Source organism: Ruegeria sp. YKSF57 (assembly GCF_059612585.1).
Genome location: NZ_JBXWQW010000012.1, coordinates 45,478 through 59,540 on the forward strand (window position 1 = coordinate 45,478; position 14,063 = coordinate 59,540).

13 protein-coding genes are annotated in these 14,063 nt (G+C 56.2%); 10 read left to right on the top strand and 3 right to left on the bottom strand.

What is annotated here, in order from left to right; translation table 11 throughout:
- Nucleotides 1–30 precede the first annotated feature (30 nt).
- Both smpB and AC2FLX_RS07175 read right to left on the bottom strand, forming a co-directional pair.
- Nucleotides 31–507: an SsrA-binding protein SmpB gene (gene smpB / locus AC2FLX_RS07170; RefSeq protein WP_496747383.1), complete on the bottom strand. Its 477-nt coding sequence runs from the start codon at nt 505–507 to the stop codon at nt 31–33.
- A 154-nt stretch (nt 508–661) separates the two neighbouring features.
- Complete coding sequence (locus AC2FLX_RS07175; RefSeq protein WP_480748636.1) at nt 662–2,137, bottom strand: NAD-dependent succinate-semialdehyde dehydrogenase; 1,476 nt, start codon at nt 2,135–2,137, stop codon at nt 662–664.
- A 262-nt stretch (nt 2,138–2,399) separates the two neighbouring features.
- Here AC2FLX_RS07175 and AC2FLX_RS07180 point away from each other — a divergent pair, with 262 nt between their 5' ends.
- The 9 genes from AC2FLX_RS07180 to AC2FLX_RS07220 all read left to right on the top strand — a co-directional run bounded on the left by AC2FLX_RS07180 (nt 2,400) and on the right by AC2FLX_RS07220 (nt 11,399).
- Nucleotides 2,400–3,608, top strand: coding sequence for a M24 family metallopeptidase (locus AC2FLX_RS07180; RefSeq protein WP_480748634.1), 1,209 nt, complete (start codon nt 2,400–2,402; stop codon nt 3,606–3,608).
- A 249-nt stretch (nt 3,609–3,857) separates the two neighbouring features.
- Nucleotides 3,858–4,937: a hypothetical protein gene (locus AC2FLX_RS07185; protein ID WP_496747377.1), complete on the top strand. Its 1,080-nt coding sequence runs from the start codon at nt 3,858–3,860 to the stop codon at nt 4,935–4,937.
- A 317-nt stretch (nt 4,938–5,254) separates the two neighbouring features.
- Nucleotides 5,255–6,379: a hypothetical protein gene (locus AC2FLX_RS07190; protein ID WP_496809673.1), complete on the top strand. Its 1,125-nt coding sequence runs from the start codon at nt 5,255–5,257 to the stop codon at nt 6,377–6,379.
- A gap of 350 nt (nt 6,380–6,729) precedes the next feature.
- Nucleotides 6,730–8,661 carry an AAA family ATPase gene (locus AC2FLX_RS07195; RefSeq protein WP_496875398.1) on the top strand — a complete coding sequence of 644 codons (1,932 nt, stop codon included), beginning with the start codon at nt 6,730–6,732 and terminating at the stop codon, nt 8,659–8,661.
- Nucleotides 8,658–8,990 (top strand): hypothetical protein, encoded by a 333-nt coding sequence (locus AC2FLX_RS07200; protein ID WP_496811452.1) that lies wholly within the window; start codon nt 8,658–8,660, stop codon nt 8,988–8,990. The genes AC2FLX_RS07195 and AC2FLX_RS07200 overlap by 4 nt, the downstream gene beginning before the upstream one ends.
- Nucleotides 8,987–9,142 carry a hypothetical protein gene (locus AC2FLX_RS07205; protein ID WP_496811453.1) on the top strand — a complete coding sequence of 52 codons (156 nt, stop codon included), beginning with the start codon at nt 8,987–8,989 and terminating at the stop codon, nt 9,140–9,142. The genes AC2FLX_RS07200 and AC2FLX_RS07205 overlap by 4 nt, the downstream gene beginning before the upstream one ends.
- Nucleotides 9,139–10,476, top strand: a complete 1,338-nt coding sequence (locus tag AC2FLX_RS07210) for a DUF6638 family protein (protein ID WP_496811454.1) — start codon at nt 9,139–9,141, stop codon at nt 10,474–10,476. The genes AC2FLX_RS07205 and AC2FLX_RS07210 overlap by 4 nt, the downstream gene beginning before the upstream one ends.
- Before the next feature lies 1 nt (nt 10,477).
- On the top strand, nt 10,478–10,744 hold the full coding sequence (locus tag AC2FLX_RS07215) for a hypothetical protein (RefSeq protein WP_480748628.1): 267 nt from the start codon (nt 10,478–10,480) through the stop codon (nt 10,742–10,744).
- A 10-nt stretch (nt 10,745–10,754) separates the two neighbouring features.
- Nucleotides 10,755–11,399: a DUF1523 family protein gene (locus tag AC2FLX_RS07220; protein ID WP_480748627.1), complete on the top strand. Its 645-nt coding sequence runs from the start codon at nt 10,755–10,757 to the stop codon at nt 11,397–11,399.
- A gap of 16 nt (nt 11,400–11,415) precedes the next feature.
- On the opposite strand, the gene AC2FLX_RS07225 is transcribed toward AC2FLX_RS07220, so the two are convergent.
- Entirely contained in the window at nt 11,416–12,993 is a 1,578-nt protein-coding gene (locus AC2FLX_RS07225; protein ID WP_480748626.1) for a DUF5928 domain-containing protein, read from the bottom strand.
- Between the two features lie 144 nt (nt 12,994–13,137).
- Here AC2FLX_RS07225 and AC2FLX_RS07230 point away from each other — a divergent pair, with 144 nt between their 5' ends.
- On the top strand, nt 13,138–13,956 hold the full coding sequence (locus AC2FLX_RS07230; protein WP_496811455.1) for a sulfotransferase family protein: 819 nt from the start codon (nt 13,138–13,140) through the stop codon (nt 13,954–13,956).
- The last annotated feature ends 107 nt before the right edge of the window (nt 13,957–14,063 follow it).

Below are 14,063 nucleotides of genomic sequence, written 5' to 3' on the forward strand. Positions count from 1 at the left end.
AGCTTGACCGGCGGAAAACCGTGCCAATAATCATCCGTGATCTTTCATCAGCCGCTGTTTTTGGCGAGACCAATCGCGTTTCGCCTCGGTTTCACGCTTGTCGTGCAACTTTTTGCCCTTGGCTATTCCGATCTTAATCTTCGCCAGTCCCTTGTGGTTGAAATAGAGCACCAGCGGAACCAAGGTCATTCCCTTGCGTTGGGTAGCGTTCCACAGATCCGACATCTGTTTTCGTGATACCAACAACTTGCGTCGACGGCGTTCTTCGTGCTTGAACACTTTGGCCTGTTCATAGGGCGGGATATAGGAGTTGACCAACCATAATTCACCGTTTTCCACCGCTGCGTAGCTGTCGGCGATGTTCGATCCACCCGCGCGCAGGGCCTTGACCTCGGACCCATCAAGAACAACGCCGCACTCGATATCGTCCTCGATAGCATAATCGAAGCGCGCGCGCCGGTTCTCGGCGATCACCTTGTAATTCGGGTCTGATTTCGGTTTGGCCATAACGCTGTGATTTAGGGGCCTTGCAACACCCATGCAAGCGGTTTGATCGCAAAAGTTGCGAAGGTACGCCATTTGAAAAATCAACAATGGATTGAAAATTACCCAAGCAGAAAAGCCCGCCTAACGGCGAGCTTTGAACTCGATTTCAATGCTCTTACACCGACATGCAAATATACTTCATTTCAAGATAGTCCTCGATCCCATGGTGGCTGCCTTCGCGACCGAGACCAGACTGTTTGACGCCGCCGAATGGCGCGACCTCTGTTGAGATGATGCCGGTATTGACGCCCACGATTCCGTATTCCAGCGCCTCTGCAACCTTGTAAACCCGGCTAAGATCCTTGGCATAGAAATAGGCGGCCAGCCCGAAAATCGTGTCATTGGCCATCGCTATCACATCATCCACGTCATCAAACTTGAAGAGGGGGGCAAGTGGGCCGAAAGTTTCTTCCTGTGCGACTTTCATGTTCTGTGTCACACCTGTCACAATCGTTGGCTGAAAGAATGTACCCCCCAAATCGTGGGGCAGCCCACCAGTCAGAACCGCGCCGCCATGCGAGGTAACATCCTTGATATGCTCGCGCACCTTTTCAACGGCATCAGCATTGATCAATGGCCCGGTCGTTGTGCCTTCGGCCAAACCATCGCCAACCTTGAGGGCCTCAACTGCCGCCTTCAGCCTGGCTGCGAATGCGTCATATACACCGGCTTGGACATAGATCCTGTTGGCACAAACACAAGTCTGGCCGTTATTGCGGAACTTGCACATCATTGCGCCTTCGACGGCTGCATCCAGATCGGCGTCGTCAAACACGATGAATGGCGCGTTCCCACCCAACTCCATAGAGCATTTCATCACCTGATCGGCTGCCTGACGCAGCAGTATACGGCCAACTTCGGTCGAACCGGTAAAGGTCAGCTTGCGAATGCCCGGGTTTTCGCAGAATTCCTTGCCGATCTCGCTGGCGCGTGAGGACGGAACCACGCTAAACACGCCTGCTGGAATACCAGCCTGCTCTGCCAGCACAGCAAGAACCAACGCAGACAACGGCGTTTCTGCGGCAGGGCGCGCGACGAACGCGCAGCCAGCGGCCAGCGCCGGACCCGCTTTGCGGGTAATCATCGCGTTGGGGAAGTTCCACGGAGTGATCGACGCTGCAACACCAATCGGCTGTTTCAGCACCATGATCCGCTTGTCCCGCTGATGCCCCGGTATGGTCTCACCATAGATGCGTTTGGCCTCTTCGCCAAAGAATTCGATGAAGGACGCACCATATCCGATCTCGCCAATCGCTTCGGCCAGCGGCTTTCCCTGCTCGGCGGTCAGGATTTTACCCAGGTCCTCGGCATTTTCCATCATCAGATCATACCAGCGACGCAGGATCGCAGCGCGTTCCTTGCCAGTGTATTTCGCCCACTCTTTCTGTGCCGCCTCTGCTTGCGCAATCGCTCCCGCAACCTGTGCCCGGCTGACATCCGCCACCTCGGCCACAACATCGCCGCGTGCAGGATTGGTCACGGCAAACGTCCCGTTTTCGCCATCAACCCATTGACCTCCGATAAAGGCTTTGGTTGCCAGCAGTTCCGGTTTCTTCAGGAGCGATTTGAGATCGGTCGTCGTATCCAGCATGGGTCAGCCTCCGGCTAGAGAATGGTTTCGCCCACTCAATCAAGTGGTCTGGCACTTGTCTATGTCCACTCGGCCCTATGAATCAATCCAGATTTGATCAAATTTTTCATCTGACCAAAACATAACGAAAACTCCCGCTTGATCGACTCTCTGCGATAGTACAGATTGCGCGCGGGCCCTGGCGATGGCGTCGCCTCATGCCGCAATGCATGCGCCCACTTCCCCGTCCTGAACGCCGGGACCTTCTGTCAAGGAGGGTCTTATGACCGCACGTCCGGAATTCTACCGTTATCACAACGGCCAACAAACCCAATTGCAGTTCGAGGACACCGAATACGAGGCCAGACTGAAAGGCTTGCGCGCGCGCATGGCCGATCTAGGTGTTGGTGCCGCCGTTTTCACGTCGATGCACAACATCGCTTATTATTCGGGCTTTCTGTATTGCGCTTTTGGCCGCCCCTATGGCTTGGTCGTCACCGAAACAGAGTCGGTCACAATAAGCGCAGGCATCGATGCTGGCCAGCCATGGCGGCGATGCTATGGCGACAACATCACCTATACCGACTGGCAGCGCGACAATTATTGGCGTGCCATTCTATCGGTTGCCGGCGAAGGCCAGGTGGTCGGTTATGAAAGTGACCACCTGAGCCTGATGCAGCGCGACAAGCTGGAAAACTTTCTCAAGCCCTCGGCCATGGTCGATATGTTCGAAACCACCATGCGCCAACGGATGATGAAATCGCCCGCAGAAATCGCGCTGATCCGCCACGGTGCACAGGTCGCGGACGTGGGTGGTTATGCCATCCGCGATGCTGTCAAGGCTGGTGTGCGAGAGATTGACGTTGCGATGGCGGGCCGTGATGCAATGGAATTGGAAATCGCAAAACGGTTTCCGGATGCCGAGTACCGCGACACTTGGGTCTGGTTCCAGTCCGGCATCAATACCGACGGCGCACACAACCCAGTGACAGGCCGCGTTCTGCAGCGCGGTGATATCCTCTCTTTGAACACCTTTCCCATGATCTCGGGTTACTACACTGCTCTTGAACGGACGATGTTCGTTGAGGAAGTCGACGAAGCCAGCCTGAAAATCTGGCAAGCAAACGTCGCCGCTCATGAATACGGCATGAGCCTGTTGCAGCCCGGTGCAAGCTGCGCCGAGATCACCCACAAGATCAACGACTTTTTCGCCGAACGCGACCTGCTGCAGTATCGCACTTTTGGCTATGGCCACTCGTTCGGCGTGCTGTCGCACTATTACGGCCGCGAGGCTGGGCTGGAACTGCGCGAAGACATCGACACGGTTCTGGAACCGGGCATGGTTATTTCGATGGAACCAATGTTGACGATTGCGGATGGTCAACCCGGCGCTGGGGGCTATCGCGAGCACGACATTCTGGTCATCAACGAAGACGGCAACGAAAACATCACCGGCTATCCCTATGGCCCGGAGTTCAACGTCGTTGGCTAAGCGGGTTTGGCCCTGATGGGCCAAGCCTCCGGCGGGAGTATTGGAAAAAGATGAAGGGGCTGCCCAAGATCGGGCGGCCCTTTTGTTTGATAACGGGGCGCGACGTCGCAGGGGCGCCCTGTTCCGCCATATCTCTTTTCTTTTCGGAGAAGGTTTGTCAGAGTTCGCGTGAAAATTGAAAAGGCAGGGATGTAAATTAACTTAACATACCCTATCTCTAGCTTGAATAAGAAAAAACGAGAGGGCAAAATGTCGAACCAGCAATTTGAAGCGTTGATTGAAGATACACAGAAGAAGGTCCGCGAAAGCCAATCGCAGATCGAGGGGCTGACCTCGCGCATCGAAGCGGCACGGGCCAAGATCGGCACCGCCGAGGCCGATATCGACATCGAAAACGCCACGCTTGAGGATGTGCACGCCCATACCGAGGTCATGAACGCCAATATTGCCGAGCTGATCATGGGGCTGGACGACGTCACCAACGCGTTTTCCAAGGATTTCGACGAGATGCGCTCGAAAACCGGGTGGGAGAGCTTCGTGGGCATCTTCGCCAAGGCCAAGTCCGAGTCGATGCGGCAAGAAAGGATGCGTACCGCCAATATCGACGACAAACTGCAAGACCTGATCGCCAAATCCGACGTGATTGTAAAGCTGCTGGAAGGGCAGTTGTCGGTACTGGAAGAGCAGCGTGTGAAGGTCGAGGACAACCTGACGGCGACGCTTGATGACCGCGAGTTCACGGTTCAGGAGTTAGAGGCGCTGCGCGCAGAAATACAAGGCATGGACCCGACCATCATCACGCTGGAAAACAAGATCAGCGTCGAACAGGACGCCGCCGCGCGGACCCAGCTGGAGACCGAACTGGCCGAGTTGAACAAGCAATACAACGCCAAGGTTCAGGAAGAACAGGTCAAGCTGGCTAAATCGCAGACACTGGAGCGTTATATCGAAAAGGGCAAAACCTGGGTCGACTCGCTGCAGAACCAGGCGGCGACGCAGATGGTGCTGATCAACAAACTACAGACAGACACGCAGCAGCGCGTGGTGCTGTATGACGCCCTGACCAAATCGCTGAAAACCGCGCAGCAGCAGGACGTGGCCCACCGCATCAACGAGATTGGTGTGCAAACCGATCAGGAGGCGCAAACCGCCATGGCCGCCATCGGCACCGCAACCAACCAGAAGATGGCCGACATGCTTGAGGCGCATGAGGACCACATGGTCTTTGCCCGCGACGTGCTGGAGAAAAAGGCCAAGGCGGATGAGCGGTTCGCGCGCCGATTTGCCTCGATTGTCGAGAAGCATGATAAGAATTTGTATGGTGGTTAAGTGCGTTTTGCTTACCAGCAGTTAGTATTGATGGTCTTGAGCCCTGGTCCACTTATGGTTCCAGAGTTTTTAGAAAAGTTGGGTGTAATAGAGCATAAGCCGATCTATCCCGAGACTATCCAGATACTGCTTTCGATGGCTTTTGGCGCTTGGCTCATTCGGTTTTTGTGCTGGCTGAGTTGGGGTAGCGAGAGGGGGCTTCGTTTTCAGCGCTTAGTTGGGATTAATCCCGAGGTTGTGCTGTATAGTATTGGCTCGCCGCTATATCGTTGGTGGTTTCACATCGACAAAAACGGGAAGGACTTGGACGCTCCAAGATGACCGATAGAAGCCCCACCCAAGACCATGTCGGCCTGACCGACACTTTCGCCTCGCGCCGGTATTTCCGGAAATTTGAGGTGATCACCGTCCACCTCCTGCGCGTGGCCGCGACGATGGAGGCCGAAGGCGCGATCAGCAAACAAGAGGTGCGGATCGTGTCGCGCTACCTCTCGGGGTTGCTCTACACCTTCCGCGCGCTTTCCATGAAATACCTGCTGGTCGGGCGCGATACCGGGCGGTTCTTTGGCAGCCTTGCCATGGACAAGCGCGACAGCGGATTTCCGGTGGCGGCCGAGTTGCTGACCATGGCCAATGACGCGCAACAGGCACAGGTGCATCTGGCGAATATGCCCTCGGAAGATGACCTGAAAACCGACATGGTCCGCACGATCATTGGCGACCGGGAAATTCCGACCAAGCTACAATTCGCGCTGTCGCAAAGGCTCTATTACGAAGAGTTGCTAAAGGGTCAGCTGTTCTGGGCCCGCAACGATCCCGAATGCCACTGGATCGGCAACGAAGGCGAGCGGCGCAAGTTCATGATCCATTGGGCGGTCTATGACAGCCAGATCAATCTGCCGGTCATCTACCTGATGCAGTTGGAGGACAGCGGCAAAACCGCCCTGCCCAAGGACCAGCGCCGCTGGCCCGAGGTGCAGGCACATCTGATGGCGCAATCCTTGGGCGGGTTGAAACTCGTGACGATCGCCAAGGGCTTCGATCAGGATTTCGACGATCTGCACCCCAAACACCTGCGCCGCATCCATGTGGGCCCGATGTATTCCTCGGCCTATACCGAACAATCCGGCCCTTTGCGGCAGGTGCTGGAGGACGCGCAGTCTCCGCAAGGGCAGGATTGGGCGCTGGCCTGGACCAAGGAAGAGTTGGAAAGCGAAGAGGTGATCGAAGAACGCGCCGGATGGTTTTCCACCGTCGAGCGCGAGGTTTTTGCGCTGGATCCGTTTGGTGGGCAAGGGGCTGAGACCGGGGCCACACGCACCCAACGCTCGATCATTCTACCCCAGCGCCCGTTTCAGGTGCTGGCCGAACGCAACCCGCCGGGATTTGCCGATGTGCGTAAGTTCGTCGTCAGCAAGACCGGGCAGGTGTTGAGGTACTAAATGAATAAATTTCTCTTAGCCCTTCTATGTCTACCGCTGTCAGGATGCAGCGGGTATCTGGTAGAGGATTTTGAGACCTTCCGCTCACGGATCGCCGAAGATTATCCCGTTGGCAGTTCGGAAGACATGCTAGCGCGGGACCTACGTAGACACGGTTTCAGAAAAAGCGGACCTGCTTTCATTCCCACGGCAAATGATCCGGATCCGCTGCCTGTCTGTTTTAATAGAAACATGAGTTACGGATTTTGGGCGGGAGGCCGGCGCTGGGTTTGTGCCCGGCTAGACGAAAACCAAACTATTACCGAGATTAAAACCTATGAATTAGTTGCTGGATTGTAAGGGCTTTTGAAATGAGTTTGACGTCAGATCAGATGGAATTGCGCGAAGACGACATTCGCAAGCACTATCCGGCGGCGACCGCCTTGCTAAACGGGTTCGAGCATGCGCCGCGAATTGCCAAGGCGGTAGAAGCCACCGTTGAGCGCTCTCCGGGCGTTTCGACTGGTCGACGGTTTCGCTCGACGACACCGGGGTTGGTGACACGCCGGACCGTGCGCGCAGACGGGGTGCATCTGGTTGAGCGGATCGAGGCGTCGGACGATGGTGACGCCTTGGTTTCGCCGCCGCAGGCAACTGCACAACAAGCGATCCGCCGCGCCATCGCAATCGCTCTGGCCGTGGCCGACACCTATGCGGAACAGACCCCATTGGCCGACCTGAAACGCGCCAATCTGGCCGGGGATCTGCCAGCTGCGCGCAAGACCGAGTTCTCGGAATTGCTGACGGCTGAGGCGCTGATCACGTCGCACACCTTCGGCAATGCGCTGGCCTATCTGATGTCCTCGCACCTAGGCGAAACCACCGTCGATATCGGCGAGATCGAAGAGGTCCTGACCGACAATGGCCAACTTGCCCTGCACGGCGCGCTGTGGGAGCTGGACCAGACGCTGGCCAAACACGCCCCCGACGACGCCCATCTGATCGCGGCCACCGGTGCCTATGCCGAGCAACTGATGGAGAAATCCGCCCTGCGCGCAGGGTCCGCAGGTCATCTGGCCCCGTTCCAGAGCGCAGCCTGGCATATCGAGGCCGACGACCTGACGATCCGGGGGTTCGAGCCGGCCTCCAAGGCAAAATCCACCACCTTGACCATGACGTTCAAGAAGCCGAACGAGGTGGTCGGCAACCATATCGCCAAGTATCAGGCGATGAAGCTGGCGAAGATGCTGATGGCCTACGACTTCGACCGCCGCCTGAACCCGTTTGCGGAACTTGGCGGGTTCATCTTTACCTTCATGGGTGACGGCAAACCGGGCACCGGCAAGACCACCCTGATCCAGATGATGGCCGGGCTGATCAACGAGTATTGCCAGAACGCGGGCTATCCGTTCCGCTATCAGAACCTGAGCACCGACAATATCGACAGCTATCAGGGCAAGTCCGGCCAGAACGCCAAGGCGTTTATCAACACGATCATCGACCCCTCGGTTATCGGTTTCGGCACCATCGACGATATCGACCAACTGGCGGGTAAACGCGGCGACCGGCAGTCATCAGCCGGGCAACTGGAAATTACCGCCGTGCTGATGGAAAGCTTTGCCGGGGCCAACACTGTTGTGCGCGGCAATTGCACCTTTGGCATGTTCTCGAACTACCCCGAGAATGTGGACGACGCCCTGCGCCAGCGGGCGGGCGCGCGGTTTCTGGTGGACGGCCCGCAGACGCGTGAGGATTACATCGACATCCTGCACCTGTTGATGGGCCGCAACCACGACATTCCGCTGGGCGAACACGAGGCCTATGCCGCGCAGGAAATCAAAAAGGCCGTCGCCGCCAGTTTCGAAAGCCATTCCCGCCCGCATGAGGATGCTTTGTTGCAGGTCTATGACCGGGTCTCAGGCGAGATCGGTCAGATGGACACAATCGCCAAGCTGGGCACTTACCTCAAGGCGATCCAGCAGGCGGATGAACGGTTCACCGGTCGCGCGATCAAGAACATCACCGACGCGGTCAAGGTCCGCGCGATGGATTTCGAACTGCCCGACGAATGGATGGAGAACCCCGACCTGTTCCTGTTCCGCGACTACGACACCAAGAAGGCCATGATCGAGGACCTGCGCCAGCCGATCACGGTCGAGATGGTGATCCAGGAGATCAACCGCTACGCCGACAGCGAGTTCCGCTATGCCGACAAGAGCGACGAGGTCGCCATCGAGAGCGCGGTGCGTGAGATGGGCCGGATGGAAGAGGCCAAACGGCGGTATCTGGAGGCGAAGGGGTGACCTTTTTGATCGCCATAGGTTTTCCGCTTCTGCTGAGTGCTGTGGTTTCCATACCAATGGGTTTTCGGGCCTATCGCACGGCTCGTGCTACCAAAGAAAATGGAGAGAAATGGCTTCTTCCATTTTTGGCCTATGGTGGGGCTTGCGCTGTTCTGGCAATTCTTGTCAGCTATGTTTTGATGGATGTTTTTGTCGACCGCATTTCCGTGGATGTTGGCAACGCAAATCCCGCAGATGTTATGGTCTATTTCCAGCTACAGTTTGGGTTGATTTCAGTACCCCTTGGTTTCACCATCATTTTTGCGTTCGCAAAAGGATTGCGCGCATGAGTTTTGAAACAAAGGGAATCGTGATTCTGGTTGAGGGTGACATCGCGGCGCAGCCGCGACGCGCCCGACCCGCCCCCCAGGGCGGGCGCGTTCCGCACCCACCCTCGGGCCGGGCGCATCGCTACCGTTGTGCGGAAAGGCAAACGCCATGATCCGCCTCATCGAAAAGGGCCTGATGTTCGGCAACCTTGTCCACATCTCCAGCCCGGCTCTGGTTCAGAGGTATAACCGCGCGCTGCAGCATCTGGCGGGCAAGACCACCGCTCTGACTGATTTCCATGTGGATATCTCGGGCTATTCGCCGGAGGTGGGGATTGAGTTGGAGGATGAGCTCTACCTCAACCCCAACGGGGTCAACCGGCAGTTCATCCTTCTGACGACCGAGCAGAAACGCGCGCCTCTGCTGAACGTCAAATTCTCGACCTCGCGCGATATCCTGCGCGAGTTCATCGAGATGAACGAGGCGCAGCTGTTTGCCCTGACCGCCACCGATGCCGTGGCCGGAGAGTTGGTGAACTCGGTCTTCAAGCTCACGACGCCCAATGATCTGCTGAACCTGCGCAAGATCGAGATTGAGGCTGATACCGCAGGCGGCACTCTGCGCAAGGCGCAGCAACTCGCGGGCATGGTAGAGCGGTTCAAGACCGAAGAGGACGCCTGGTTCGACGACGTACTGATCGCCAGGATGATCGAAACCGCCAAAGAAACCGGCGACGTCACGCGCAACCCCGTCCATCTGCGCCACACGGCCTTTGAGCAGCGCAATTTCTGGACGGCCCATTTCGGCGGGCTCTATTTGTTTCCCGATCTGGACCACCCGGCGGCGATATGTGCAGGCACGAAACCGGATGACCTGCCGATCCGCTACGTCTTTGATCTGACCGAGCGGAACCGGATCGCCAAGTTTCTGGACCTCAACGACTTGGTCGAACCTATCGTCAAGGCGCGTGGCGTCGACGCGGCAGCGATCCTGCGGCAAAAGATGGATTTCATCACCATCGACACCGCTGCTGGCGCGGGCATCGACCTGACCGGGCTGGATCGCACCGACATGCGCCGTCTGGCACGCAATCATGCGGACCGGTTGCCGGAAGCTTATCACGGGTTGGCGCAATTGCTGCGCTGGGCCGAGGATGGAGGGTCGTGGCCGCGCATTACCTCGGACCACCCGGCCTATTTCTACACGCTGCGCGCGGCGGACACGCGCGACCGTGATCTGGTCAACATGCTGCTGACCGAGCTGGCGCCGCTTGACCCGCGCCAGATGTTCATCTGCCACAAGGAACTGTTTTATCGAACCTATGCGACCTGGCCGGATGCCAAGCGCGCCTATGTGGCAGATTTCCTTGCGCGGGAATATCAGGTGGACAAGGCGGGCGCGCGCGCCGCACTCTTCGGGCACGAACCCGATATGAGCGGCGAGGACCAGGTGAGCGAAGACATCATTCACCGCGCCGGCCCCTGGGGCGCGATCAGGAGAGGTTGAGATGCTGGGTGCGCTGCGGCTGATATTCATTTTGCTTGTGCTGCAGACGATTGCCTATGTCGTCCTGTCGATCTATTCCCGCAATGTCCGGCGCGACAAGCTGGAAACGTGGTGGGATGAACAGCGCAAGACGGGCAACAAAGAAGCGTTTGTGGAACGCGGGCTCAAGGTCTATGACAATTCGTTCCGTCGCAAACTGATCCTTGGTGTCTATATCATACCGTGGGTGGCAATCGCGGTATTGATCTATATCGTGAATTACATGTGAGGACCCTCAAATGGTCTATGTCAAATGGGCAATCATCCTGATCTTCTGGGTTACACTGGGTGCTTTCCTGCAATACTCCCTGCCCCAACATGACGTGGTGCGCATCGTCAACACCTATGAGGAACGGCAGGACCTGACCGACTGGACCCGCATCTTCTGGTCAGAACCCGAGGATCAATCGACCAGCCTGTCAAACCGCGACGTGCAGTTCATTCAGGCAGTACGGGCCAACGGCAAGCCCATCGTCTATCGCAACGAAGATACCGGCTGGGGCTGGCCGCCGTATTTCAAATTTGACACCGCCAATCTGTATACTGAGGCGAATGACGCCATTTCGACCAAGGACAATCCCGAATGGGTGGCCGTCACGCATTATGGTTGGCGAAACGAATTCCTGTCGATCTTCCCGAATGCGATCATCATCAAGCCGGTCGACGGACCAGATGCCCGCATCATCCCGTGGTTCAACATCTTCTTCCTAACTCTGTTTTTCGCACTTGTTTGGGCCATCTGGGTGCGCTGGCGCCGGTTCCGCAAAGCACGGATCGATCCGATGATCGACAGCGTCGAGGACAGTCTTTACGCGGCTGGCGACGCTATTGATGAACGGCGCGGTCGGTTGCGCCGTTGGTTGGACAGCTGGAAGTCCAAGTAAGCCGGCAGAACCGCCCTCAATCGGAAAACAGATAATCTACCGACAATATTTCTAGCGCCAGTTCTTGCGGAATCCGCAGAACCTCGGCCAGTTTTTTTGCGTTCTCTTCTTTCGGGTGTGTTTCACTAATCCTGCTGTAGTTTTGAAACCCGGCATCGCGAATACAATCGGCCTCATGAGCGATGTCGTTTCGGATCGTGGGCAAAAGTCGGTCCAGATGTGCTGGCGGTGTATGCTCTCCGGCCAATCCGACGCGATGGGCATGGCCCACGAGATATTCGTCGGTGTATTCACACTCGATTTCCAGGAGGCGGGTCACCGAGCGGTCAGAGCAAAAATCCTCGATAAGATCCAGATTCGCAGGGTCCAGGCAGATCACGAGACAGTTGGATTCGAAGTAATCGAACAACATCCGCAGCAACGCGCGACAATGGCGGCTGCGCTTGTACAAAGCCGATTCAATACCACCAAGATCCGGCAGGAGAGTGTCTTCCTCGTTGAACAGATACTCGACCACCGGAAAGTTGGTGTGACTAGATATCTGGTCTAGCAGGCGTTTGGCGACATGCCACTTCTTGCAGATCAGGATTATCAGTTCCCGATCCCGCCCCAGAGTGCTTTCCGTCTCCCAGAATCGCTGACCGAACCGCCGCCCAATCCGTCCCCGGCTGGTCAGGTAGCTGTATAGATTGCCCCCTTCGTTCGATATCTGAAACGTCACACCCGTCGCCGCATAAAGCTGCCCCAACCTTTTCTTGAGCTCCAAAGCTTCGGCGCTGATCTTGCGGGCGAATAGGAAGTCCTGGCACAGCAACAGATCGTAGTGATCATTGTAGAATGTAACCGGCATGCCATAATCCGAAAACATCAGAAATGTGAGCGTTCTGCTTTCGATTTCGGTTCGGGGAATGAGATGGCGCACGAGCGTCTGGAAGAAAGTCTCGTCGGGTATCCATGTGGTTCTGAAGAACCGCATCACGTCGCGCCTTACGCGGGTGACTTCCAAGATTTTCTCGATGGTCTGACGGCGCAGGCACCACCACTGGCTGCCGATCATGATCTGAATATCCGAGGGTATGTCCCGCGACAGCCCAAGTGATTTCTGCAGTTCATACGACCTGTAAAACCACCACGCCTGCGACCGTTCGTTGAAGAAATGGCGATATATCAGCCGTTCTTCCTTCATTCCGGTTTTGATCCAGTCGCTTTCAAAAAAATCAAAGCTTTCAATGAAATCCTTGTCGTTAGCATCCAGAAAACCATGCGCGTATTCAGCCGTCTTTATCGCCATGCAGTCCCCAGACAGCATATAGAAATGGCTGGCATGCGGAAATGCCTCGACGGCGGCCTCGACAGCGTAAAGCGAAGCTTGCACCAAGGACCATTCGCCCCAACCGCATTTGATGCGTTTACGGGCAAACGTCACGTTCGGATTGGGTGACAGGGCAGACCGAATACGTTCGAATTCCGCGCTTCCCGCCCTGGCATCGAAATGAATCGCGATATAGTCGCCCGCCGCCGTCAGTTGCTCTGACTGGGCAATGATCGCCTCGGGGTCCTTGTGGCACAAAAGGATATACGCAATTCTAGCCATTTCTTTGGACGATGTGCCTTATTGCTGCTCTTGGAACACCCTGATAATGCGAACGAGCGATTGAATAAACTCGGTATTTTTGCTTTTTTGAACATAACGCCTGCCGATTGAATTGAAACGAAGCAGGTATTGGAGGCACGGCAGATGGGATTTCCCGGCACTTGGATGACGGAAAGTGAAAGCATGGTGTATCGCGTGGTGCCGAAATGCGCCTGCTCGACCATCGGCCAGATCATGTATTATTCGGATCACGGCAGGTTTTTCGACGGCGACATCCATGATGCTCAGGACGGCTTGCATAAATGGGCCTTTGACGATAGCCAGGAGCCGATCAGCCGCAATGTGAAATCTCACAGTTCTTTTGCTTTCACCTGCGTACGCAACCCATATACGCGGATTCTCAGCTCGTTCTTCGACAAGATTTGCGGAATCCAGCGCAATGGGAAAAGGTACCGTGGCAACCTGGTTCCGTCACTAATATACAACTACGGTATCGAAGTTGGCGGTGACGACGGCAAACAGGACTTCGACCAGATCAAGAGCTTTCGTCGCTTCCTGCTGTTCGCACGCGACACGATCCGCTGGCGACGCCCGATGGATCCAGACATTCACTGGTCGGCCATGTCGGGACACATCTCCACCTTCATTCTAAATGGCGGAAAATACGACCGGATTTTCTGGACCGAGAATTTCAATGACGGCATGCAGGGTGTCTTGGACAGTATCGATGTCCGGCATCCGGTCGATCTGGCAGAAATTCCACGCTTCAACGAATCCGAAGGGCACGGCCCAAAACGCGCCCATCCGGTCGAGGACTATTTTGACGATCTGTCGATGCATCTTGTCTATGAAATCTACAAGCGCGATTTCGAGCTGTTCAAATACGACTTCGCGAACCCCGCCAACAAGTTGCCAATAGGCGAGATCGACCTGGACGAGGTGCACGCCAAGCTGGGGGATTGAAGCGTCGATCAAAACGCCTCCCGTGCGGAATGCCAATGATGACACTCCACCAGTTCACAAAACCGGTTGGCACAGGTCATCGATTTTCGAAATCACATTCGTGAAAC

Bases quoted from the DNA above. Each gene is read 5' to 3' on its own strand.
- smpB (WP_496747383.1), bottom strand. From the start codon at position 507: ATGGCCAAACCGAAATCAGACCCGAATTACAAGGTGATCGCCGAGAAC.
- AC2FLX_RS07175 (WP_480748636.1), bottom strand. From the start codon at position 2,137: ATGCTGGATACGACGACCGATCTCAAATCGCTCCTGAAGAAACCGGAA.
- AC2FLX_RS07180 (WP_480748634.1), top strand. From the start codon at position 2,400: ATGACCGCACGTCCGGAATTCTACCGTTATCACAACGGCCAACAAACC.
- AC2FLX_RS07185 (WP_496747377.1), top strand. From the start codon at position 3,858: ATGTCGAACCAGCAATTTGAAGCGTTGATTGAAGATACACAGAAGAAG.
- AC2FLX_RS07190 (WP_496809673.1), top strand. From the start codon at position 5,255: ATGACCGATAGAAGCCCCACCCAAGACCATGTCGGCCTGACCGACACT.
- AC2FLX_RS07195 (WP_496875398.1), top strand. From the start codon at position 6,730: ATGAGTTTGACGTCAGATCAGATGGAATTGCGCGAAGACGACATTCGC.
- AC2FLX_RS07205 (WP_496811453.1), top strand. From the start codon at position 8,987: ATGAGTTTTGAAACAAAGGGAATCGTGATTCTGGTTGAGGGTGACATC.
- AC2FLX_RS07210 (WP_496811454.1), top strand. From the start codon at position 9,139: ATGATCCGCCTCATCGAAAAGGGCCTGATGTTCGGCAACCTTGTCCAC.
- AC2FLX_RS07215 (WP_480748628.1), top strand. From the start codon at position 10,478: ATGCTGGGTGCGCTGCGGCTGATATTCATTTTGCTTGTGCTGCAGACG.
- AC2FLX_RS07220 (WP_480748627.1), top strand. From the start codon at position 10,755: ATGGTCTATGTCAAATGGGCAATCATCCTGATCTTCTGGGTTACACTG.
- AC2FLX_RS07225 (WP_480748626.1), bottom strand. From the start codon at position 12,993: ATGGCTAGAATTGCGTATATCCTTTTGTGCCACAAGGACCCCGAGGCG.
- AC2FLX_RS07230 (WP_496811455.1), top strand. From the start codon at position 13,138: ATGGGATTTCCCGGCACTTGGATGACGGAAAGTGAAAGCATGGTGTAT.